This is a genomic window from Monashia sp. HAY1-11D, from assembly GCF_056868035.1.
Genome location: NZ_CP200320.1, coordinates 1,396,176 through 1,417,441 on the forward strand (window position 1 = coordinate 1,396,176; position 21,266 = coordinate 1,417,441).

At 74.1% G+C, this 21,266-nt stretch carries 20 protein-coding genes and 1 pseudogene; 7 read left to right on the forward strand and 14 right to left on the reverse strand.

Going from position 1 to position 21,266, the window contains the following annotated elements; translation table 11 throughout:
• Positions 1-64: 64 nt before the first annotated feature.
• The 3 genes from AC1VM9_RS06485 to AC1VM9_RS06495 are packed head-to-tail and all read left to right on the forward strand — an operon-like array spanning position 65 to position 3,218.
• Complete coding sequence (locus AC1VM9_RS06485) at positions 65-1,687, forward strand: sensor histidine kinase (protein ID WP_481345663.1); 1,623 nt, start codon at positions 65-67, stop codon at positions 1,685-1,687.
• The gene (locus AC1VM9_RS06490; protein ID WP_481343363.1) at positions 1,684-2,379 is read left to right on the forward strand and encodes a response regulator; all 696 of its coding nucleotides are present in this window, start codon (positions 1,684-1,686) and stop codon (positions 2,377-2,379) included. Before AC1VM9_RS06485 ends, AC1VM9_RS06490 begins: the two co-directional genes overlap by 4 nt.
• Positions 2,380-2,384: 5 nt before the next feature.
• Entirely contained in the window at positions 2,385-3,218 is an 834-nt protein-coding gene (locus tag AC1VM9_RS06495) for a helix-turn-helix domain-containing protein (RefSeq protein WP_483121888.1), read from the forward strand.
• A 75-nt stretch (positions 3,219-3,293) separates the two neighbouring features.
• Here the strand turns inward: AC1VM9_RS06495 and AC1VM9_RS06500 are convergent, their stop codons facing one another.
• The 5 genes and pseudogenes from AC1VM9_RS06500 to AC1VM9_RS06520 all read right to left on the reverse strand — a co-directional run bounded on the left by AC1VM9_RS06500 (position 3,294) and on the right by AC1VM9_RS06520 (position 7,404).
• Complete coding sequence (locus AC1VM9_RS06500; protein WP_483123976.1) at positions 3,294-4,481, reverse strand: CaiB/BaiF CoA transferase family protein; 1,188 nt, start codon at positions 4,479-4,481, stop codon at positions 3,294-3,296.
• A 23-nt stretch (positions 4,482-4,504) separates the two neighbouring features.
• On the reverse strand, positions 4,505-5,023 hold the full coding sequence (locus AC1VM9_RS06505; RefSeq protein ID WP_483121890.1) for a gamma carbonic anhydrase family protein: 519 nt from the start codon (positions 5,021-5,023) through the stop codon (positions 4,505-4,507).
• 111 nt (positions 5,024-5,134) lie between these two features.
• Positions 5,135-5,389 (reverse strand): nicotinate-nucleotide--dimethylbenzimidazole phosphoribosyltransferase, encoded by a 255-nt coding sequence (locus AC1VM9_RS06510; protein WP_483121891.1) that lies wholly within the window; start codon positions 5,387-5,389, stop codon positions 5,135-5,137.
• Positions 5,390-5,579: 190 nt separating this feature from the next.
• Positions 5,580-6,863 (reverse strand): annotated as a pseudogene (gene bluB / locus AC1VM9_RS06515) (5,6-dimethylbenzimidazole synthase); the annotation flags it as partial.
• A 28-nt stretch (positions 6,864-6,891) separates the two neighbouring features.
• Positions 6,892-7,404: a MarR family winged helix-turn-helix transcriptional regulator gene (locus AC1VM9_RS06520; protein ID WP_481343368.1), complete on the reverse strand. Its 513-nt coding sequence runs from the start codon at positions 7,402-7,404 to the stop codon at positions 6,892-6,894.
• A 154-nt stretch (positions 7,405-7,558) separates the two neighbouring features.
• Between AC1VM9_RS06520 and AC1VM9_RS06525 the strand changes: the two genes are divergently transcribed.
• Positions 7,559-8,851, forward strand: coding sequence for an MFS transporter (locus tag AC1VM9_RS06525; RefSeq protein WP_483121894.1), 1,293 nt, complete (start codon positions 7,559-7,561; stop codon positions 8,849-8,851).
• 45 nt (positions 8,852-8,896) lie between these two features.
• Here AC1VM9_RS06525 and AC1VM9_RS06530 read toward each other — a convergent pair whose 3' ends face one another.
• The 5 genes from AC1VM9_RS06530 to AC1VM9_RS06550 all read right to left on the reverse strand — a co-directional run bounded on the left by AC1VM9_RS06530 (position 8,897) and on the right by AC1VM9_RS06550 (position 14,013).
• Positions 8,897-9,475: a hypothetical protein gene (locus AC1VM9_RS06530; protein ID WP_481345668.1), complete on the reverse strand. Its 579-nt coding sequence runs from the start codon at positions 9,473-9,475 to the stop codon at positions 8,897-8,899.
• A gap of 1 nt (position 9,476) precedes the next feature.
• Complete coding sequence (locus AC1VM9_RS06535) at positions 9,477-11,087, reverse strand: DUF2589 domain-containing protein (RefSeq protein ID WP_483121896.1); 1,611 nt, start codon at positions 11,085-11,087, stop codon at positions 9,477-9,479.
• A 203-nt stretch (positions 11,088-11,290) separates the two neighbouring features.
• Positions 11,291-12,070, reverse strand: coding sequence for a DUF5995 family protein (locus tag AC1VM9_RS06540; protein WP_481345670.1), 780 nt, complete (start codon positions 12,068-12,070; stop codon positions 11,291-11,293).
• A 72-nt stretch (positions 12,071-12,142) separates the two neighbouring features.
• Positions 12,143-12,757 (reverse strand): flavin reductase family protein, encoded by a 615-nt coding sequence (locus AC1VM9_RS06545; RefSeq protein WP_483121899.1) that lies wholly within the window; start codon positions 12,755-12,757, stop codon positions 12,143-12,145.
• A 47-nt stretch (positions 12,758-12,804) separates the two neighbouring features.
• Positions 12,805-14,013 (reverse strand): aminotransferase class I/II-fold pyridoxal phosphate-dependent enzyme, encoded by a 1,209-nt coding sequence (locus AC1VM9_RS06550; protein ID WP_483121901.1) that lies wholly within the window; start codon positions 14,011-14,013, stop codon positions 12,805-12,807.
• Between the two features lie 91 nt (positions 14,014-14,104).
• On the opposite strand from AC1VM9_RS06550, the gene AC1VM9_RS06555 reads away from it, so the two are divergent.
• Positions 14,105-14,638 (forward strand): phosphoribosyltransferase, encoded by a 534-nt coding sequence (locus tag AC1VM9_RS06555; RefSeq protein ID WP_481343239.1) that lies wholly within the window; start codon positions 14,105-14,107, stop codon positions 14,636-14,638.
• Here AC1VM9_RS06555 and AC1VM9_RS06560 read toward each other — a convergent pair.
• Entirely contained in the window at positions 14,613-15,056 is a 444-nt protein-coding gene (locus AC1VM9_RS06560) for an SRPBCC family protein (RefSeq protein ID WP_481345673.1), read from the reverse strand. The two genes, AC1VM9_RS06555 and AC1VM9_RS06560, sit on opposite strands and share 26 nt — an antisense overlap.
• 112 nt (positions 15,057-15,168) lie before the next feature.
• On the opposite strand from AC1VM9_RS06560, the gene AC1VM9_RS06565 reads away from it, so the two are divergent.
• Both AC1VM9_RS06565 and AC1VM9_RS06570 read left to right on the forward strand, forming a co-directional pair.
• A complete protein-coding gene (locus AC1VM9_RS06565) occupies positions 15,169-16,041 on the forward strand; it encodes an LLM class F420-dependent oxidoreductase (protein ID WP_481345674.1) in 873 nt (290 codons plus the stop codon).
• A gap of 25 nt (positions 16,042-16,066) precedes the next feature.
• Complete coding sequence (locus AC1VM9_RS06570; RefSeq protein ID WP_481343242.1) at positions 16,067-16,924, forward strand: endonuclease/exonuclease/phosphatase family protein; 858 nt, start codon at positions 16,067-16,069, stop codon at positions 16,922-16,924.
• A 78-nt stretch (positions 16,925-17,002) separates the two neighbouring features.
• Here the strand turns inward: AC1VM9_RS06570 and AC1VM9_RS06575 are convergent, their stop codons facing one another.
• The 3 genes from AC1VM9_RS06575 to AC1VM9_RS06585 all read right to left on the reverse strand — a co-directional run bounded on the left by AC1VM9_RS06575 (position 17,003) and on the right by AC1VM9_RS06585 (position 21,229).
• A complete protein-coding gene (locus tag AC1VM9_RS06575) occupies positions 17,003-17,320 on the reverse strand; it encodes a hypothetical protein (protein ID WP_483121904.1) in 318 nt (105 codons plus the stop codon).
• A gap of 229 nt (positions 17,321-17,549) precedes the next feature.
• Positions 17,550-18,389 carry an ABC transporter permease gene (locus AC1VM9_RS06580; RefSeq protein ID WP_481343244.1) on the reverse strand — a complete coding sequence of 280 codons (840 nt, stop codon included), beginning with the start codon at positions 18,387-18,389 and terminating at the stop codon, positions 17,550-17,552.
• Positions 18,386-21,229 carry an alpha/beta fold hydrolase gene (locus tag AC1VM9_RS06585; protein ID WP_481345676.1) on the reverse strand — a complete coding sequence of 948 codons (2,844 nt, stop codon included), beginning with the start codon at positions 21,227-21,229 and terminating at the stop codon, positions 18,386-18,388. The genes AC1VM9_RS06580 and AC1VM9_RS06585 overlap by 4 nt, the downstream gene beginning before the upstream one ends.
• Positions 21,230-21,266: the final 37 nt, after the last annotated feature.

The following is a 21,266-nucleotide window of genomic DNA, read 5'->3' on the forward strand; positions in this document are numbered from 1 at the left end:
TGTGGAGACCCCGGACCGGTGGATGACATCGAGAGTGACCGGCGCGGTGACTAGGGTCACGATTGTGTTCATTGAGTTCTCGCCGCGGCGGTGGAGCGTCGCGGCGCAGACCTTCGCCCTGCAGGTGCTGGTGGCGGTCCTCGTCGTCGCCGCCGGCCTGCTGGGCGCCTGGGTCCAGGCGCAGCGCGCCGGAGACGAGGCGGCGATGGCCCGCGCGCTCGCCGTCGCCGAGACCATCGCCTCGACACCGGCCGTCGTCTCGGCGGTGCAGGGACCCGACCCGACCGCGCAGCTGCAGCCGTTCGCCGAACGCGTCCGGGCCGACACCGCCACCGACTTCGTCGTCGTCATGAGCACCGACGCCGTCCGGTGGACGCACCCCGACCCGGCCCAGATCGGCAGGAGGTTCATCGGCCACACGGAGGCGGCCCGCGCAGGCGGCGTCGTCGAGGAGGACTACACCGGCACGCTCGGGCCGTCGGCGCGCGTCGTCGTGCCGGTTCGCGACGGGTCGCGGATCGTCGCGCTCGTCTCGGTCGGCATCCGCAAGTCGGCCGTCGGCGAGCAGGTGCGGGCGCAGCTGCCCGGCATCCTGCTCGCCGGCCTGGGCGCGGCCCTGTTGTCGGGTCTGGGCATGGCGCTCGTGTCGCGGCGCATCCGCCGGCAGACCCACGGTCTGGGCGAGCAACAGCTGCGCGAGATGTACGAGTACTACGACGCGGTCCTCCACGCGGTGAGCGAGGGGCTCGTCATCACCGACCTCGACGGCACGCTGCGCCTGGCCAACGACGAGGCGGTGCGGCTGCTGGCGCTGCCCGCCGACGCCGTGGGCCGACGCGTCGCCGACCTCGGGCTCGCGCCGGCGCTCGTCGCCGCCCTCACCGACGACGCCACCCACGAGGACGAGCTGCACGTCACGGCCGCGCGCGTCCTCGTCCTCAACCGCGCGCCGGCCCAGTGGAGAGGCCGGCTGCTCGGCCACGTCGCGACGCTGCGCGACCGCACCGACCTCGAGGCCCTGACGGGCGAGCTCGACTCGGCCCGCGGCCTGACCGAGGCGCTGCGCTCGCAGGCGCACGAGTCGGCCAACCGGCTGCACACCATCGTCAGCCTCATCGAGCTGGGCCACACCGACCGCGCCCTGGACTTCGCCACCGAGGAGCTGCAGGTGTCGCAGCTGCTCACCGACAAGGTCGTCGGCGCCGTCGACGAGCCGGCCCTGACGGCGCTGCTCCTCGGCAAGGCCGCGGAGGCGCACGAGCGCGGCATCGTCTTCGACATCGGGTCCGGCGCCCGGTTCCCGCGGGACGTCGCCCCGACGCGGGACGTCGTGACGATCGTCGGCAACCTCATCGACAACGCCCTCGACGCCGTGTCCGCGGCGGGCGAGCCCGGCGTCCCCCGGCACGTCGCCTTCGACTCGCACGTCGACGACCACCACGCCGTGCTGGAGGTGAGCGACGACGGTCCCGGGCTGCCGCCGGGCGGCGTCGCCGACGCGTTCCGGCGCGGCTGGTCGACCAAGGAGCAGGGCAGCGCGGGGCGACGGGGCATCGGGCTGGCCCTCGTGGCCCAGACCGTCGAGCGGCTCGGCGGGACCCTCGAGGTCGACGGCCCACCCGGGGCCACCTTCACGGTGCGGCTCCCGGTCCGCGACGCGGCCACGCCGCACGAGGTGTCCCCGTGACGGCGTCCGGGGCGGGGGCCCTGCGGGTGCTCGTCGTCGAGGACGAGCCGATCGCCGCGGAGGCGCACAGCGCGTACGTCGAGCGCGTGCCCGGCTTCTCCGTCGTGGGGACCGTCGGCACGACGCAGGCGGCCCTCAAGGTCCTGCAGGACAAGGCAGTCGACGTCGTGCTGCTCGACATGAACCTCCCGGACAGGCACGGCCTCGACGTCGTGCGCGCGATGCGGGCGGCCGGGCACCGGGCGGACGTCATCGCCGTCACGTCGGCGCGGGACCTCGACGTCGTTCGGTCGGCCGTCTCGCTCGGCGTCGTCCAGTACGTGCTCAAGCCGTTCGTCTTCGCGACGCTGCGCGACCGGCTCGTCGCGTACCGCTCCTACCGGGACCAGCTGACCCAGGGTGCGGAGGTGTCCACCCAGGCGGAGGTGGACGAGGTGTTCGCCGGGATGCGTGGTGGCGCGGAGACCCGGCTGCCGAAGGGCATGGGCGAGGAGCTGCTCGCTCGGGTCTCGCGGGCCCTGCGCGAGGCCGACGGGGGCCGGTCGGCGAGCGAGGTCGCCGACGAGCTCGGCGTCGCGCGCGTCACGGCCCGCCGCTACCTCGAGCACCTCTGCGAGACGCGCCTGGCGGTGCGCCGCTCGCGCTACTCCGGCGCCGGGCGGCCCGAGGTCGAGTACCTCTGGGCGCGGTGAGGACCGTGCGCAGCACCCGGGACGAGGTCGTGACGCGCGACGAGGAGCGCGCCCACCTCGTCGACCCCGCCGACCGCTCCGTGACCCTGACGCGCACCCCCGTCTCCCCGGACCTCGGCGAGCTGGCCCGCCGGTTCTGGGTGCCGGTCTGGGACGTGCCCCCGGGGACCGCGTCGCGCCAGGACGTCCTGGCCTACCCGGTGTGCCAGCTCGTCGTGTCGCCGTCGTACGCCCGCCTCTACGGCGTCGCCTCCGGTCTCTCCCGCCAGGTGCTCGAGGGACGCGGGTGGGCCGTCGGTCTCATGCTGCGCCCGTCGGCCGGCTGGCTTCTGACGGGACGGCCGGTGCGCCGGCTCACCGACCGGTTCGTCGACCTCGACGCCCTGGCGACGCTCGACGGGCCCCGCCTCACCGTCGCCGTGCGCGACGCGATGCGCGCGGACCCCGGGAGTGCCGAGGCCCAGGCCGCCGCCCGCGACGTCGTCGAGGACGCCCTGCGCCCGCTGCTGCCCGTCGACGAGGAGGGCCTGCTCGTCAACGCGCTCGTCGAGGTCGTCGAGACCTCGCCGGACCTCCTGCGGGTCGACGACCTGTGCGCGCGCTTCGACGTCGCCGAGCGGACCCTGCAACGCCTGCTGCACAAGCGCATCGGCCTCGGGCCCAAGTGGCTCATCCGCCGGCGGCGGCTGCAGGAGGCCGCCGAACGGCTCCGGGACGACTCGGCCGGCCTGGCGGCCATCGCCGCCGACCTCGGCTACGCCGACCAGGCCCACTTCACCCGCGACTTCCGCCGCGCCACGGGGCTCACGCCCGGAGAGTTCGCGGCTCGCTTCCGGTGACGCGACGGAGCGCGCGGTGCCCTCGCCCGCGACCGCGGTCGCGAAGGCCACCGGATCCTCGCCGGCCGCCTCGCGTCACCCCTCCTGCAACCAGGCGCGGATGGCCGCGCCGTCCTCGCCGAGCGTCGGCGGGGCCGCGTGCTCGCGGCGGGTCACCTCGCTGCCGCCGGCGTCGAAGAACCGCAGCGGTGGCCCGGGCAGCGTGATCCGGCCGAGCGTCGGGTGCTCGACGTCGACGAGCAGACCCTGGCTGACGGTCTGGTCCCAGCCGTACACCTCGTCGAGGGTGCGCACCTTGCCTGCGGGCACGCCGACCTCGGCGAGCCGGGCGAGCAGGGGTTCGGCGTCCCAGTCGGCGAAGGCCGCCTCGACCAGCTCGATGACCTCGTCGCGGTGCGCGACCCGCTCGGCGTTGGTGGCCACGCCCTCGCCCGACGCGTCGAGCCCGAAGGCCGTGCACAGCCGCTGCCACAGGCCCTCGCTGCCGACGGCGATCTGCACCGACCCGTCGCGGCAGCGGAACAGGCCGTACGGCGCGATCGACGGGTGGTGGTTGCCGGCGGACCGGCCGACCTCGCCCGCGACGGTCCACCGGGTGCCCTGGAAGGCGTGGACGCCCACGACCGACGCGAGGAGCGAGGTCCGCACGAGCGTGCCGCGTCCCGTGCGGTGCCGTTCGTTGAGGGCCGCGACGACGCCGTACGCGCCGTACATGCCCGCGAGCAGGTCGGCGATGGGCACGCCGACACGCTGCGGGTCCTCGGGCCCGGAACCGGTCAGCGACATGAGCCCGGCCTCGCCCTGGGCGATCTGGTCGTAGCCGGCACGCCCGCCCTCCGGCCCGTCGTGGCCGAAGCCGGTGATCGACAGGACGACGAGCCGCGGGTTGCGCGCCATGAGGGCCTCGAGCCCGAGCCCGAGCCGCTCGAGGACGCCGGTGCGGAAGTTCTCGACGAGCACGTCCGCCCGGTCGACGAGCGCGAGCAGCACGTCCTTGTCGGCGGCGTCCTTGAGGTCGAGGGTGATCGACTCCTTGTTGCGGTTGGCCGACAGGAAGTAGGTCGCCTCCCGCTGCCCCTCCTCGCCGACGAACGGCGGCCCCCAACCGCGGGTGTCGTCGCCCCGACCGGGCGCCTCCACCTTGACGACGCGAGCACCGAGGTCCCCGAGCATCATCGTGGCGTGCGGGCCGGCGAGCGCGCGCGTCAGGTCGACGACGAGGACGTCGCACAGCGGTCCGGCTTCGGGTCCGGCAGGGGTCATTCGGTCACCATCCACGGGGTGGGTCAGCCTATGACGCGGGCCGAGCGGTGCAGCTCGGCGAGGCCGACGTAGACCTCGGCGTTGGCTCGGATGCGCAACAGGCCGGGGTCGTCGATCTCGCGGCGCACCGACGCGGGCACACCGGCCACGAGCGAGCGAGGCGGGACGACGGTGTCCTGGGGCACGACCGCCCCGGCCGCCACGAGGCTGCCGGCACCGATGCGGGCGCCGTTGAGGACGACGGCGCCCATGCCGACGAGGCAGTCGTCCCCGACGGTGCAGCCGTGCAGCACCGCCCGGTGCCCGACAGAGACGCCGGAGCCGATGGTCGTGGGGTGCTCGGCGTCGGTGTGCACGACGACGCCGTCCTGCAGGTTGCTCCGCTCGCCGAGGACGATCGGCTCGACGTCGGCGCGCAGCACCGCCGTGTACCAGACGCTGGAGCCCGCCTGCAGCTCGACGGCGCCGAGCACCTCGGCGCTCGGGGCGACCCAGGCGGTGTCGTGGACGCTCGGCGTCCGGTCTCCGAGCGAGTAGAGCATGCGGCCTCCTGCCGTGTGAGGACCCCGCGGCGGGTCGGGGCCCAGTCTGCCGCCCGCAGGGGGGTCGGCGCTGGTGGGGGGTGACGCGTCCGACCCGGGACGGGCGCGCGTTCAGCCGGCGCCGGTGCGCGCGACCTCGCGGCGCAGGGCCAGACCGGTGTGCAGCAGCCCGGTGGCGAGGGCCGCGCCGACACCCTCGCCCGCCCGGATCCGCAGGTCGAGAAGGGGCTCGAGGCCGAGCTCGCGCAGCACGAGGGCGTGCGCCCTCTCGCGCGAGCGCTGCCCGGCGACGAGGTGCGCCGCGACGGCCGGCTCGACCCGGACGGCGGCGAGGGCGGCGACCGAGGTGGCCAGCCCGTCGAGCACGACGACGCCACCGGCCCCGCAGGCACCGAGCACCACGCCGTGCAGCACGGCGAGCTTCTCCACCGCCCAGCCGCCGGAACACCTCCGCCGCGTCGACGGCGTCGACGGCGTCGACAGCGCCGTCGGCCGCGCCGACGCCGGCCGCCCCGGTCACCCGGGCCACGGCCCGGTCGACGACCTCGCGCTTGCGCTCGACCATCGCCGTGTCGGCCGACGACCCGCGCCCGACGACCTCCGACGCGGGTACGCCGAGGAGCGCTGCGGCGAGGGCGGCGGCGACGGTGGTGTTGCCGACGCCGACCTCGCCGAGGGCGATGGGCCCGGACGGCGCGAGACGCCGGCCGTGCTCGCGGCCCAGCGAGACCAGCTCGGCGAAGGTGTCCGCGTCGAGCGCGTCGGTCGTCACGAGATCGCCTCTGGCGCAGCCGACCCCGGCGTCGACGAGCAGGACGTCGAGCCCGGCCGACCGGGCGGCCACCGCCCCCATCGACGTGCCGGCCCGCGTCGCGTCGGCGACGTCGGCCGTCACCGACGCGTCGAAGGCGCTGACGCCGTGCGCCGTGACGCCGTGGTCGGCCGCGGCGACGACGAGCGTGCCGCGCCCGGTCCAGGCTCGTGGTGCGGGGAGGGCCTCGACCCGGTCGAGGACGGCGTCGAGAGCGCCGAGGGAGCCGGGCGCGGTGAGCAGGTCGTCGGCCCGGTCACGTGCACCGACCACCGCGTCCTGGGCGGGGGCGCGCAGGTGCGAGACGGGCGCCTCGGTCTCGGTCCAGCGCTCGCGCATGACGACCTGCTCGAGCGGCAGGCGCCGCGACCAGCCGGCGCGCTCGAGGCCCGGCTCGGGCGGACGCTCGTCGGGCCAGCCGAGGCAGAGCCAGCCGAGGGTCTCGACGCCGTCCGGCAGGCCGAGCAGGGTCGCGAGCTCGGCCGGCTCGAAGAGGGTCACCCAGCCGAGGCCGAGGCCGTGGGCGCGCGCCGTCAGCCAGATGTTCTCGATCGCCGCCGCGCACGACCACAGGTCGGCGTCGGGGAAGGTGGCGCGGCCGAGGACGCCCGCGGCCGGGGTGCGGCGGTCGCACGCGACGACGACGCCGACCGGGGCCTCGCGGATGCCCTCGAGGCGCAGGTCGAGCAGGCCGCGCGCCGACTCCTCGGCCATGCCGGCGGCCTGCCGCAGCCGGGACCGGTCGGCCATCAGCGCGGCGGCGTCGCGGGTGGCGGGTTCGGTGACGACGACGAACCGCCACGGCTGGCTGTGCCCGACGCTGGGTCCCCGGTGGCCGGCCAGCAGGACCGCCTCCAGGACCTCCTCCGGGACGGGGTCGGGCCGGAACCGCCGGATGTCCCGGCGCGCTCCGATGACGCGCGCGAGGGAGGCGAGGTCGTCGCGCAGGGCCCACGCGTCGGGGGCCTGGGCGCGTTCGGCGGCCGACGTGCGGTCGCCGATGGTGGGGACGGGCCGGCGGTAGCTCATCGGTGACTCCGGTGGGGTGGGCACGCGGTCACGCCTCGATGTCGCCGAGGTCCGCGATGACGATCTCGAGCAGCCGGCCGAGCTCGTGGCGTTCGGTCTCGCTCAGGCCGCGGAGGGTGTCGCTCTCGACGACGTTCGACTCGCGCACGGCGGCCCGGAAGAGCGTCCAGCCATCGTCGGTCAGCGACACGAGCGTGCGGGTGCGGTTCGACTCGTCGGGCCGGCGCCGGACGAGGCCGCGGGCCTCCATCTTGTCCAGGCGGTGCGTCATCGACGAGGGGGCGACGTTGGCGAGGTCGGCCAGCTGGCTCGGGGTCAGGCACGCGTCACCGGCGCGGGCGAGCCCGGCCAGCACCGCCCACTCGCCCTGGGTGAGGTCGAGGTCGGCGAACTGGCGCACGTACCACTGGTCGAGCTTCCTCGTCACGGCATAGACGCCGGTGATGACGCGCTGCACCGACTCCTCGCCGCCCGCGGCGGTGTAGAGCGCGACGTCGGCCGCGTGCTCCTGGGCCGCGCTCCTGCGTCGTCGGGTCGCCATGGAAAGGCATTGTTCCATCCCCCGGGCGGGGTGCTAGAGTTTCGAGGTCGAACTTCCAGTTCGAAATATTCGAGTCCGAAGTCGCGTTGCACGCCGAGGTGCGTCCGCGACCGCACACAGCCTCGACCTGCGACCCGGAAAGGGTGTGAAACCCATGCGCACGCGCCTGCTCGTCCTCGCCTCCTCCGTCGGCATGCTCGGATGGGGCACGGTGCTGCCCTACCAGTACGCGTACGCGGCGAACACCCGCGGCTGGGGCCCCCTCGCGGCGGCCCTGGCCAGCTCCCTCTTCTCCGTCGGCGCCCTCGTGGCCGCGCCGTTCGCCGGCCGCCTCAGCGACCGCTTCGACCCGGTGCTCGTCGCGGTCCTCGCCAAGCTGCTCGCGGCAGCCGGTGTGGCCGGCCTCGTCTGGGCGGACACGGCGCCCTCGTTCCTCGTGGGCATGTTCGTCTTCGGCTTCGGCCTGACCGCCTCGACGCCGGCCGCGTCGGTCCTCGTGCTGCGGTGGGCCGGGCACGCCGACCGCCGCAAGGTCTTCGCCTACAAGTTCACGGCCGAGGCGATCGGCATGGCCGTCGGGGCCTTCGTCGCGGGCCAGCTCGTCGACCTGTCACGCACCGACGGCATGACGCTGGCTTTCGTCGCCGCCGGCGTCGGCTTCGCCCTGTCGGCCGCGATCATCCGCATCGCGGGCATCGGCGCGCCCGCCGAGGTCGAGGCGGACGTCGCCCCCGAGGAGTGCGAGGCACGCGTCAGCACCGTCGAGGCGCTGCGCCGGGTCTTCGCGGTGCCCGCCCTGCGCTGGACCGCCGTCGTCACGGTGACGCTCGCGCTCGGCTTCTACGCCCAGTTCGAGTCCGGCCTGCCGGCCTACGCCCTGACGGTCCTCGACGTCGACGAGTCGGCCATCGGCCTCGCGGCCGCGGTCAACTGCATCGTCATCGTGGCGCTGCAGGTCGTCGTCGTGCGGCTCACCGCACGGCGGGCCGCCGGCTCGCTGCTCATGGTCGTCGGCGGCGTCTGGACGCTGGCGTGGGTCGTGCTCTCGACCGCGCAGCTCGTCTCGCCGCCGGTCGCGGCCGCCCTCTTCGTCACGACGTTCGGCGTCTTCGCCGTCGGCGAGACGATGTACGCACCCGTGCTCAACCCGCTCACCGCGAGCCTGGCGCCCACCGGGCTCGTCGGCACGACGCTCGGCACCTTCACGGCGATCCAGACGACGTTCTCGGCGCTCGGCCCGCTCGTCGCCGGTGCGCTGCTCGGTCTGGGCCTGACGAACGGGTTCCTCGCGCTGCACGTCGGCCTGAGCCTGCTCGCGGTGTACGCGGCGTGGCGGCTGCGGGCCGCGATGCGGCGTACGCCCGCAGCTCCGGTCGGCGCGCCGGCCGAGGCGCTGCTCGACGCCACGCCGCCCGCGTCGCGCTCGCTGCCCGCCGCCGCCGCCTGAGTCCCGCCCACGGCGCGGGCTGCGGGCGGGCGTCCGCCGGACGTCCTAGCCGCGGACTCCGGCGCTGACCAGCAGGTCGGCGAGCAGCAGCACGAGGTCGTGCTGCGAGAGGCGCATCGCCAGCATCTGCGCCGTGCCGCGGCTCTCGGGCCGCTGGAGGATCGCCTGCCACAGCTTCTCGAGCTCGTCCTGGGTCGGGGTGCCGAACCCGGCGGGCATGAGGCCGTGGTCGAGCGCGAAGACGACGACGGGGGCGAGCTGCTCGCGCGCCTCGGTGAGCGAGCGCTGGGCCGCCCCGAGGTCGTCGCGGAGCCGCTCGCCGGCCGACAGGAGCGAGCGCAGCGCCACGGAGCGCTCGAACTCCCGCCGGCGCGTCTCGACGCGGGTCGCCGACGCCGCGTCGACGCCCCGTCGGGCCGCGGCCAGCTCGGCCGCCAGGGCGCGCAGGGCGTTCTCGGCGTCGGGCGAGCTCATGGCGCGGTAGGCCTCGGCGGCGCCGTCGAGGTGCTCGCCGACGACGTCGGCGTACCCGAGGTCGTTGCCCACGTAGGCGCGCATCGCCGTCGTCGAGGACTCGAGGAGGCCCTCGAACCGGTTGATCCGGTCGTGCAGGAACGGTTGCATGTCACTCGAACTCCACGATCGTCGACGTCGCGCCCGACTCGTCGGTGACCGAGCGCAGGTAGAACGCCTCCTCGAGCAGCTCTGCCGACACGGTGAAGACGCTCGAGTCGGTGCTGCCGTTCTTGACGACGTTCGTCTCCGGGTTGATGAGGAGGTTGTCGATCTGGGTCTTGTCGATGACGGTGCGGGACCGGACCAGCTCGAGCACCTCCTGTCCGGTCTCGGCGAGCAGCTGCTCGCGCGGGTCGGTGGCCAGGGCGTCGGTGCTGCCGAGGCCACCCGGCGTCGACTCGGCGTCGATCGCCGCCCAGAAGATGCGGCTCCACATGACGGCGACGATGGTGTCGGGACGCAGCGGGTCCGGGTTGGCCACGAGCTGCTCGTGGAACTCGACCGCGAGCGCCTTGACGTCGCCGAGCCCCCGCCCTGCCTCCCGGTCCACCGGGACGGGCTGGGGCGGCAGGAGGATCGGGATGTCGAGCTTGTCGGGCATCACCGGCCCGACCTTGCCGGGGAAGCCCGGGAGCGGCGGGCTGACCAGCCGCGCCCGGGCCTCCGCGGCCCGCTGCTGCATCGCCGCGACGAAGTCCTCGAGGGTCATGTCGAAGCGGAGCGTCTGCGTGAACCGCGCACCCGAGATGAGCACGGGGATCGTCAGGTCCATCTTCGGCACCTTGAACCGGGGCACCGCGAAGTGACGCATCACCTCGTCGGCCGCGTACCTCTCGGCCACCACCCTCGAGTAGTGGTCGGCCATCTCGCGGGCCCTGATCATCTCGAGCAGGATGTACCCGGTGTAGTCGCCCAGCGTGACCTCGGCCACGGACCTGCCTCCTGTCGTGTCGTCTCGTCGAACCAGCAGCGTGTCGTGCGTTGTGTTGCGTTGTCGTGCAAGGGATCTCGCGGTCAGGCCGCGAGCATCCCGAGGACCTTCTCGAGGCCGGCCGGCATCTCGTCCTGGACGGCCTTGACGTTGACGTTGAGGGCGTACTCCTTCTTGACCTCGACGTTCGTGGCCGTCTTGCGCTGGTAGGACGCGGACACCTTGAAGCTGACCGGGCCCCAGCCGCCCTTGACCTCGGCGTTGACGCCCAGGTCGTCGGACGTGCTCGAGCTTCTCGACGGAGTTGAGCTTGACGTTGAAGTCGACGACGACCTGCTCGATCCGCAGCGAGGGGATCGGCAGCATCGCGAGGAGCGGCACGCGCAGGGCCACGTCCTTGGACACCTCGTGCCCCTCGGAGTCGACGTCCTTGCGCGTGTGGGTGAAGTCGACCATGACGAGCTCGCGCTTGCCGGCGCCGTCGTCGCTGAACCCGACCTTGTTGATGAAGTCGATCGTCGCGAGCGACGAGGCGACCTGCGCGTCGACGGCGGCCTGGAGCGGCCCGCCGATCATCTTGCGGAAGTCGATGTTGTTCAGCTCGCTCGTGAAGCTCGTCGACGGTGCGCGGTCGAGGCCGCGGTCGCCCGCGAGCGCCCGCTCGGCGATGTCGGACGCCGTCCGCGTCGCGAGCGCGGCGCCCTCGGCGGCCGCGTCCTGCTGCGTGGCGACGTCGGTGCTGGGCCGGCGCTTGGCGCCCTGCCCGGAGGTGGACCTCTGGTCGGCCATCTCGGTTTCCTTTCGTGGGACTCCCCTGGGAGATCGTGGACGGGCCACGTCATCGCGGCCGCGCGGCGGGGCAGGACCGTCGGGGTCTCGCTCCGTCCGGGGACAAAGAGGGGCGAACCGGACGCGTGATACATGCAGCCGACCGGAAGTTCGACGGGAAGCCCGACGGCAGATGCAGCGACGAGCCGGGGCCGACCGCGGGCTCAGGCGAGGGGTGCGAGCGGGGTCAGCAGCTGGCGCCCGGCGAGGCCGACCGTCCGCGAGAGCGTCGCGAGGTAGTCGCCGCACAGCGGCTCGACGCCCTGCAGGGACCACAGCACGCCGGCGTTGGTCCACGCGGCGTCGCGGGCCCGGGCGATGCTCCACGTGCCGACGAGGTCGGCGACGGGACCGGCGACGCGCTGGTCCACCTCGAGCGCGAGGCCGTCGAGGAACGAGCGGCGCACCTCGTCCTGCACCTGTGCCAGCAGCAGCGTGACGCGTTGGTAGTCCTCCTCGAGCCCCGGGCTGTCCGGCCGTAGGCCGAGCTGGCGGCAGGTGCGCACGACGGCGACGGGCAGGTCGTGGTTGATGTGGGCGTTCATGCCGGCGACCGCGAACTGGATGGCGAGCACGTCACGTCGCGTGCGGGCCTCGAAGAGGGGGCGCCACGCGTCGGTCGGGGTCGGGGCGACCACGGCGTCGAGCCACAGCCCGGCGAAGACGAGGTCGAGCCGCGTCATCGTGGCGGCGTCCCGGAACCACCCTTCGGAGAGCCGGTCGCGGACGAGCTCGGTGACGCGCAGGTACATGCCGCTGAAGGCGCGCACCCCGTCGCCGGCGGGCAGCGCGGAGTCCACCTCGCGCATCCGGGCCACGAGGGCGTCGACGGTGGCGAGCTGGCCGGGTGGCACCGGCTCGAGCGGTGGCGTACCGGGGCGGTCCGGGTGGCCGGGGCGCAGCCGGGCGCGCACGGCGCCGAGCACGTCAGACAACCAGCCCATACCGGGACGGTAGACCCGACAGGGGCCCCACGCGGGCGAACCGCAGACCAGCCCGGGGCGCCCCGCGGGCGCTCAGCGGTAGTGCTCCTCGTCGACCGTGGCGAGGCGGGAGGGCTGCAGCTGCCCGCCGAGGCCGTAGAACCGCTGGAAGCTCATGACGAGCGGGCGCCACCTGTCGGGGTCGATGCGGTTGGCGTGACCGTCCGCGCGGACCGAGGGGTGCACGTGGACGCGGACCACCTGGGCCACGACGAGCGCGTGGTCGGTCTCGTGGACCGACTCGACGCAGGCCTCCAGCGCCACCGGGCACTCGGCCGCGTAGGGCGCCGTCACGACGTCCGATGCGACCGGGGTCAGCGCCGCGAGGCCGAACTTGTCACGGTGGTGGCGGTAGCCGGCCGCCTGCTTCCACGCCGAGAGCCGCTCGGCTCCCGTCGTCAGGGCCAGCCGGTCGACGGCGTCGACCTGGTGCTGGCTCGGCAGGTTCACGACGAGCTCGCGGGTGCGCCGCAGGTTGGCCAAGGTGTGCGAGGCGAGGCCGAGCCCGAGCGTCGCCGTGTGGCCGAGCCAGAAGGCCGAGGAGAACGGCGCGAGGTTGGCGCTGCCGTCCTCGTTCGTCGTCGACACGAGGACGACGGGCGTGCCGAGGTAGAGGATCGCGGGGTCGATGGTGACGTGGCTGCTCACACCCGGTGGACGCGTCTGCGCACCGGAGTGTGAGGTGCGGCCCTGGGTCAGCGCGCGTGGAAGGCCTCGATCCGGTCGATCGCCTCGCCGACCGCGGTGCTGCCGGCGGCGAAGCTGAGGCGCACCGAGTGCTCGCCGGCCCGGTCGTCGAAGTCGACTCCGGGCGTGACGGCGACGCCGGCCTGCTCGAGCAGCGCCGACGCGTAGGCACGCGAGCCACCCCAGCGCTCGAGCTGCGGTCCGAGGTCGGCCCAGTAGTAGAAGGCGCCGTCAGGCGGCGCCGACCCACCCCAACCGAGGCGAGCGGCGTTGTCCAGCAACAGCTTCCGGGTGCGGGCGAACTCGGCCACCGCCTCGTCGCACTCCGCGTAGGACTCCTCCGCGAACGCGGACACGGCCGCGTACTGGGCCGGCGCCGGCGGGCACAGGGCGACGTTGCCCGCAAGCGCGTCGACGGTGCGGACGAGGTCGCCGGGCAGGAGCAGCCAACCGAGCCGCCACCCGGTCATGCCCCAGTACTTGCTGAAGGAGGAGACGACGACCGCCGAGTCGCCGAGCTCCCACGCGCACACCCCGCGCGGGTCGGCGGCCCCGGGCTCGGGGTAGGTGACGCCGTGGTAGATCTCGTCGCTGACGAGCCGGACGCCGTTCGTGGCACACCACGCCGAGACGGCCGCGAGCTCGGCGCGGTCGACCATCGTGCCCGTCGGGTTGGCCGGTGAGGCGAGGATGAGCCCGGCGAGCGGGCCCCGGGCCTGCGCCGCCTCGAGGAGCTGCGGCGTCGGCTGGAAGCGGGTGTCGGGGCCGCAGTCGATCTCGACGACCTCGCAGCCGAGGGCCCGCAGGATGTTGCGGTAGGCCGGGTAGCCCGGCCGCGCCAGCGCGACGCGGTCTCCGGCCTCGAAGGCGGCGAGGAAGGCGAGGACGAAGCCGCCGGACGAGCCGGTCGTCACCGCGACCCGGGCCGGGTCGACCTCGACCCCGTACCAGCGGCCGTAGTGTGCGGCGATCTCGGCGCGCAGCTCGTGGGTGCCGAGGGCCGACGTGTACGTCAACGCGCGCCCGGACGCGTGGAGGCGCGCGGCCGCCTCGGACACGAGGGAGGGCGCCCCACGCGAGGGCTCCCCTGCGCAGAGCGAGACGACGTCCCGACCCTGCGCGCGCAGCACCGCCACCCGGTCGATCACGTCCATGACCTCGAACGGGGCCACCTGCGAGCGTCGAGACGGACCGGGCCGGCGGGGTGCGCTGTTCACCCCGCCAGTCTCCCCGACGCCCGGCCGGGTCCTCCGGCGGCCCGGGGCCGGACGGTCACGGCCCGTTGACGACGCGGCTAGGGTCGAGGCCATGACGCTCGCCTACCACGCAGACTCCTCGACGCTCGACGAGAAGGAGGTGCTGACGTGGGAGGGCTTCGGCCGGGCCTGCCGCGAGCTCGGCGAGCTCGTCGCGTCGTCGAGCTTCCGCCCGGAGATCCTCGTGGCCGTCGCGCGTGGCGGCCTGCTGCCCGGTGGCGGCCTCGCCTACGCCCTCGGCCTCAAGCTGACCGACGCCATCAACGTCGAGTTCTACACGGACGTCGACCAGACGCTGCCCGACCCGGTCCTGCTCGCCCCGCACCTCGACACCGAGAGCCTGACGGGCCGGCGCATCCTCGTCGTCGACGACGTCGCCGACTCCGGCCGCACCCTCACCCTCGTCATGGACCTGCTGCGCCGGCACGGTGCCGAGGCGCGCAGCGCGGTGCTCTACGGCAAGCCGCGCTCCGAGGTGACGCCCGACTACGTGTGGCGCGTCACCGACCGGTGGGTCGTCTTCCCCTGGTCCGCCCAGCCGCCGGTGCAGGGGGCGCAGGTCACGGCGCCTCGAGACGACGCCTGAGCCGTTCGAGGTCCTTCGTCATCGCCGAGCGCATCGCGGCGCTCATCGGGCGGGCGCCGACCGCCGCGAAACCCGACGGCCGGCCGACGTTGCGCAACGTCATCCGCGTCGCGCCGTCGCCGGCGGCCTCCCAGGCGTAGACCGTCCGCATGGGGAACGGCCTGCCGTCCGTCTGCATGACGAGCCGCCCACCCGGCTCGAGCTCGACGACCTCGTACGTGTAGGCGATGCGGCGGCCGAGGAAGCGCGCGACGAAGTCCAGCCGGCTGCCGACGCGGACCGGCGGCGCCGTGCGCCACCGCACCGAGGAGATGTTCGCGTACCACTCCGGCGCGTTCGACGGGTCGCCCGCGTACGCGGCCACCTCCTCGACGGGACGGGCGATGACCGTCTCGACCTCGACGTCCACCGATGCCACGGCTCCTCCTCCCGATCCGTCCGCGCGGACCCATCCATCATCCCCCGGTCCCGGGAGCAGGTGGGAGATCGCTGGAAGCGCAGGGAGCCGGCCGCGACGTAGTGTGCAGGACATGGACCTCGGACTGCACCTCGCCAGCTTCACGTGGAGCGGCGGCCCCGGCACCTTCGTCAACGACCTCGTCCGCACCGCCCGCACCGCCGAGGACGTCGGTTTCACCAAGCTCTCGGTGATGGACCACGTCTGGCAGATCGGTCCCGTCGGCCCCAAGGAGCAGGAGATGCTCGAGGCGTACACCGCCCTCGGCTTCCTTGCCGGCGTCACCGAGCGCATCGAGCTGCTCGCGTGGGTCACCGCGGCCGTCTACCGCGAGCCGGGCCTGCTCGCCAAGGAGGTGACGACCCTCGACGTGCTGTCGAAGGGACGCGCCTGGCTCGGCATCGGCGCCGCCTGGAACGAGGAGGAGTGCGTCGGCCTCGGCCTGCCGTTCCCCTCGACCGCCGAGCGGTTCGAGCGCCTCGAGGAGACGCTCCGGATCTGCCTGCAGATGTGGAGCGACAGCGAGGAGCCGTTCGAGGGCAAGCACTACCGCCTCGGCCGCACCCTCAACTCGCCGCAGTCGGTGCAGCGCCCGCACCCGCCGATCATGATCGGCGGAGGCGGGGAGAGGAAGACGCTGCGGATGGTGGCGCAGTACGCCCAGGCCTGCAACCTGTTCGACTCCCCGGACCTGTCGCACAAGCTCGACGTGCTCCGCGAGCACTGCGAGCGCCTCGGGCGCGACTACGACGAGATCACCAAGACGGTCATGGGACCGCTCGACCCCGGGCCGGACGGCGAGAACGTCGACGCGATCCTCGAGCACCTGCGCGACCTCGCCGGCCTCGGCGTGCAACACCTGCACCTGCGGGTGCTCGACGGCTCGCGCACCGACTGGCTCGAGCTCATCGGGGACCGGATCATCCCGGAGGCCAAGCGGTTCTGACGCCGCCAGCGGGAAAGGGGGCTGCATGCCGACGCCGCAAGCGGACCGTCTGCGCGTCATGACGATGAACGCCTACGGGCCGGACAACCCCGACTGGAGCCGTCGGCACCGGCTCCTCGGTGAGACCGTCCGCGACCTCGCCCCGGACGTCATCGCCCTGCAGGAGGTCCCGCTCGACATCGACGCCGACCTCGGCCACATCCTCGGGCGCGGCTACCACCTGACGCACTTCTCCCGGACCGGTGGCGGGGTGGCCGGGACGCTGGCGACCCGCTGGCCGCACCGGTTCGTCGCCGAGATCGACCTGCACGTCAGCGAACGCGCCCGCGCCACGCTCCCGTGGTGCGCAGCCGCGATCATCGAGGTGGACACGCCCGTGGGGACGGTCGTCGTCGCCCACCACAAGCCGAGCTGGCCCTTCCCGTTCGAGGACGAGCGCGAGCGGCAGGCCGTCCTCGTGGCCCGAGCCCTGGAGGAGCACATCGGGTCCCGGGACGTCCACGCCGTCGTGCTCGGGGACTTCGACGCGACCCCCGACTCCGCCAGCGTGTCGTTCTGGCGCGGGCGGCGGGCGGTCGACGGTCTCAGCGTGTGCTACCAGGACGCCTGGGAGTACGCCCATCCCGACGAGCCCGGGTACACCTTCGACCTGGCCAACCCGCTGGTGCGCGACGGTGAGGTCGCGACCGCGGTGACGCGCAGGATCGACTACGTCCTCGTGCGCAGCGCCCTGCACGGGCCGACGCTGCGGGTGGCCCACTGTCAGCGCGTCCTCGACCGTCCGGTGGACGGGGTGTGGGCCAGCGACCACTTCGGCGTCCTCGCCGACCTCGTGCAGCCGGCCAACCCACCGGGGTTCCGGAGCGCCGGCCCCACCGGCTGAGCTCCACGCGTGCCCAGCACGGGAGGCCAGGCCCGGATCGCCGGATCCGGACCTGGCCTCGGCGCGGAAGGCTTCGCCCTACGGCTCCGCCAGCTCGCCGGTGTGACCGTTGCAGGCATCGCCCGGGGACAGCCCGATGGTGCGGAGGAAGGCGCGGTCGGCCTGCGGGATCTGGCCCCACGACTGGGTGTGGCCGGGCTCGTAGTTCGGGTCGCTCGGATCGAGGAAACGCTCCGGGTTCTGACCCGAGAAGGAGCAGATCGAGTTCGCGCGGTACTGCGCGATCGGGGTCGTCTTTCCGCTCCCCGTGGACTCGCCCGCGAAAGCAGTGCTCGCGCCCCCGACCGCCAGCCCGAAGGCGGCGAGAACGGCGACGGCACACGACTTCTTCATCATTGTTTCTCCGTTCTGAGGCCGCTCGTTCGGCGCGCCCCGTCCACAACCTAGGACGCGGGCTGGGAGTCCGATGAGAAATCCCGGCAAGACGAAAATGCGCATCGACGGCTTTTTGGGGTGAATTCATGAAAAGACACCCGCAGAAAGTGCCGGCATTTCCCAGGTGATTCTCGGAAACGACGAGACGGTTCTTCGAGACGGCCTTTTTCGGGCGGCTTTCTCGGCGGGCTCAGCTGAGGATGTCGGCGAGCCGGAAGCGTCGGTAGCCGAGCATCGTGAAGGCGACGGCCCACACGAGCGACCACAGGGCGCCGTGGATGACGGCGGTCCACTGCGGTTCGAGTGCCACGAGGTCCTGCCACGCCCGGCTGTAGTGGCCGGGGAAGGCGTTGCGCCACGGGTCGAGCGCGTCGATCTGGTCGAGGATGTTGAGGATGATCGTGAAGAGGACCGCCCCGCCGACCGCCGCCAGGGGCGCGTCGGAGCGGACGCCGATCCAGAAGGCGATCGCGGCCGTCGGCAGCAACGTCACGAAGACGTAGCCGAGCGCCAGCGCCAGGCGCGGCAGCAGCTGCCCCCACGTCAGCGACTCCCCCGTCGGGCTCGTCAGGGGCGCCCAGCCGTAGGCGAGGCCGCCGACGAGCAGCGACCAGCCGACGAGGAGCACGGCCGCCGCGGCGGTCGACCCGAGCCCGATGACGAGCTTGCTCGTGAGCAGCCGGGCGCGCCGGACCGGGGCGATGAGCAGGTACCGCAGCGTGGACCACGATGCCTCGGCCGGCACGGAGTCGCCGCAGAAGAGCGCGGCGACGAGGACGAGGAGCAGCTCGGAGGACGCGAAGAGCGTGAAGAGCGTGAAGTTGGCCGAGCCGTCCTGCGCGAGGTCGATGAAGCGGGGGGCGGTGCCCGGGCGTGGGGGGTCGCCGAACGCGAAAGCGGTCACGAGGACGAGCGGCAGGGCCAGCACGAGCGCGAAGGCGACCTTGGTGCGCCGCCGCCCCCACTGGCGTCCGAGCTCGGCCCGCCAGGACAGCGGGTCGTGGACGCGCCTGCCGGCCTCGACGCTCATCGGGCCCGCACCTGCCTCAGCCGGTCGACGAGCGACACCGACGCGTCGCCCGGGCCGGCGCCGTCGCTCGAGGCCGCCGACGAGATGACGCCGAGGAACACCTCCTCGAGGTGCCGCCGGCTGCTGACGCCGACGACCGGCACGCCCGCCTCGACGGCCGCCTGCACGACGGCGGCGCGGTCGAGCTCGGCGACGACGACGAGGCGCGTCGGGGTGTCGACGCGCACCTCGCCGACGCCGGGGGCGGACCGGAGCGCGGCGGCGAGGTCGTTCAGCCGTTGCGGCGGCACACCGTCCTCGAGGTCGACGAGCGTCGTGTCGTCGCTGTCGACGAGGTCGGCGACCAGGCCCTGGGTGACGACGCGACCGGCGTGCATGACGACGACGTGGGTGCACGTCAGCTCCACCTCGGCGAGCAGGTGGCTCGAGACGACGACGGTGCGGCCGGTGGCCGCGTAGCGGCGCAGGATGGGTCGCATCGCGGCGATCTGGGGCGGGTCCAGGCCGTTGGTCGGCTCGTCGAGCACGAGCAGCTCGGGCAGGCCGAGCATCGCCTGGGCGATGCCGAGCCGCTGCCTCATGCCGTGGCTGTAGGACCTGACCGGCCGGTCGACCGCACCACCGAGAGCGGCCACCTCGAGGGCCTCGGCGAGGTGGGCGTCCTCGGGCGGTCGGCCGGTGGCGCGCCAGTAGGCCTCGAGGTTCTGCCGACCGGTGAGGTGTGGCAGGAAGCCGGGTCCCTCGATGAGCGCCCCGACGCGGCCGAGGACGTCCGAGCCGGCCGTCACCGGCTCGCCGAGCACGTGGACGCTGCCGGCGTCGGAGGAGATGAGGCCCATGACCATGCGCATCGTCGTCGTCTTGCCGGCGCCGTTCGGGCCGAGCAGGCCGACGACCTGGCCGCGCTCGGCCCGCCACGACACGTCGTCGACGGCGCGGTGGCCGTCCGGGTAGGTCTTGACGAGCCCCTCGACGACGAGCGGCACGTCGGCGAGGTCGGGGCGGGCCACGACGTGGGCGCGACGCCGTCGCCGTGCGAGCCAGCCGCCGAGGGCGGTGAGGAGCAGGACCGCGAGCACCGATGCCGCGACCCGGGTCTCGGTGTCGACGCCGGTGCCGCCACCCCCGACGGGAGTCCCCACGCCGACGGGGACGACGAGCCCGCCGTCGGCGCGCACGACCAGGGTGGCGGGTGTCCGGTCGTTCGCGTACGTCGACTCGGTCGTCGTGAGCAGCACGCGCCACTGGCTGCCGGCCGGCATCGGGTAGGTGCCGGCCGGCAGCGACAGCGTCACCGGCGTCGGTCGGCCCGGCGTCACCGAGATGCGCAGCGGCGCGACGAGCGCTCGCGGCAGGGTCACCTGGCCGCCGCTCACCCGCCAGAGCGAGGCGAACAGCGTCACCGTCGGCCGGTCGGAGGTCACGGTGAGGCGCAGCGTCGGGGAGCCGACGACCGTCGTCCCGGTGGCCACCGGCTCGGTGTCGAGGGCCGCCGACTGCCCCGGCAGGGCGGCGATCCGGTACGTCGAGAGCGCGACGCCGAGCGCCGAGAGCCCCGGTACCGCGACGAGCGATGCCGGCTGGCCACCGGGTGGATGGCTCAGGGCCCCGGTCGTCGTGCGGAGCGGGAGCGTCGTCGTCGCGAGCCGCGACCCGGCCAGGCCCGGGTAGTGCGGCAGCGTGAGCAGCGGCGACGACTGGCCTCGCCGCGCCGCGGGGGTCGAGTACGTGAAAGATGCTGTGGGAGGGGCGGACCCGCGCGGCGCCTTGTCGCGCACCCAGTGGTCGAGCCAGGCGTACGACGCGTCGGTCTCCTCGCGCTCGCGGCTGCTCGGGGCGTCGTGGCCGCCGTCGCTCCACCGCACCGCGTACGGGGTGCCCGCCGCGTCGAGGGCGGACGCGGTGGCATCGGCTTGGTCGAGGCCGAAGAGCGAGTCGGCCATGCCCTGCACGAGGAACGTCGGCGCCGTGACCTTGGGCATCGTCGGACGAGGGCTGTGCGCCCGGAGGAGGGCGAGCAGCGCCGCCGACGGCGCGCCCGACTCGGATGCCTGGACGAAGAGCCGGCAGATCGTCGGGTCGAAACGGCCGCACTCGGCGGAGGCGCCACCGGTCGCCCGCCCGCTCTGCGGGCCACCGCCGGCCCGGCGGGCGGCGAGGAAGAAGTTCGTCGCCCAGACCTGCTTGAACGGGCCCGGCTCCGCGACGGGCGCGCGGCCGGCGGCGGTCGTGGGCGGACGCGTCAGGGCCGACTGCGGGAAGAACGACTCGGCGAGGTCGTTCCACGTGAGGGCGGAGACGACCGCGTCGACGCGTGGGTCGGCACCGGCGAGCATGAGTGCGAGCGCCCCACCGTACGAGGTGCCCATGACGCCGGCGCGGGGGTCCCCCGGCGCGTCGAGCGCGACGTCGGGTCGCGCGGCGGCCACGTCGAGCATGACCCTGGCGTCGGCCACCTCGAACTCGGGGTCGTCGAGGTGGATGCGCCCGCCCGACGCGCCGTGCCCGCGTGCGCTCCACGTGACGACGACGTAGCCACGCTCCTGCAGCTCGAGCGCCTGGGAGGCCACCGCCTCCTTGTTGCCCCCGAAGCCGTGCGCGAGCAGCACGACGGGGTGACGGCCGGAGGCCTGCGGGTAGACCGAGACGTCGAGCCGCACGGCCGTGCCGTCCGGCTCGGGGCGCACGGGGACCTGCCGGCCCACCGGGGCGGGGACGGCGGCCGACCGCGTGAGCGCCGGGGACGCGACCGGGGACGACGCCTCGGCCACGGGCAGCGTCGGCGCGCTCGCGGCGAGCAGCACCCCGAGCGCGGCGACGAGACGGGCCCGAAGCGGCATGCGGCCATCACATCACGCGAACACCCAGAGCCGCGTC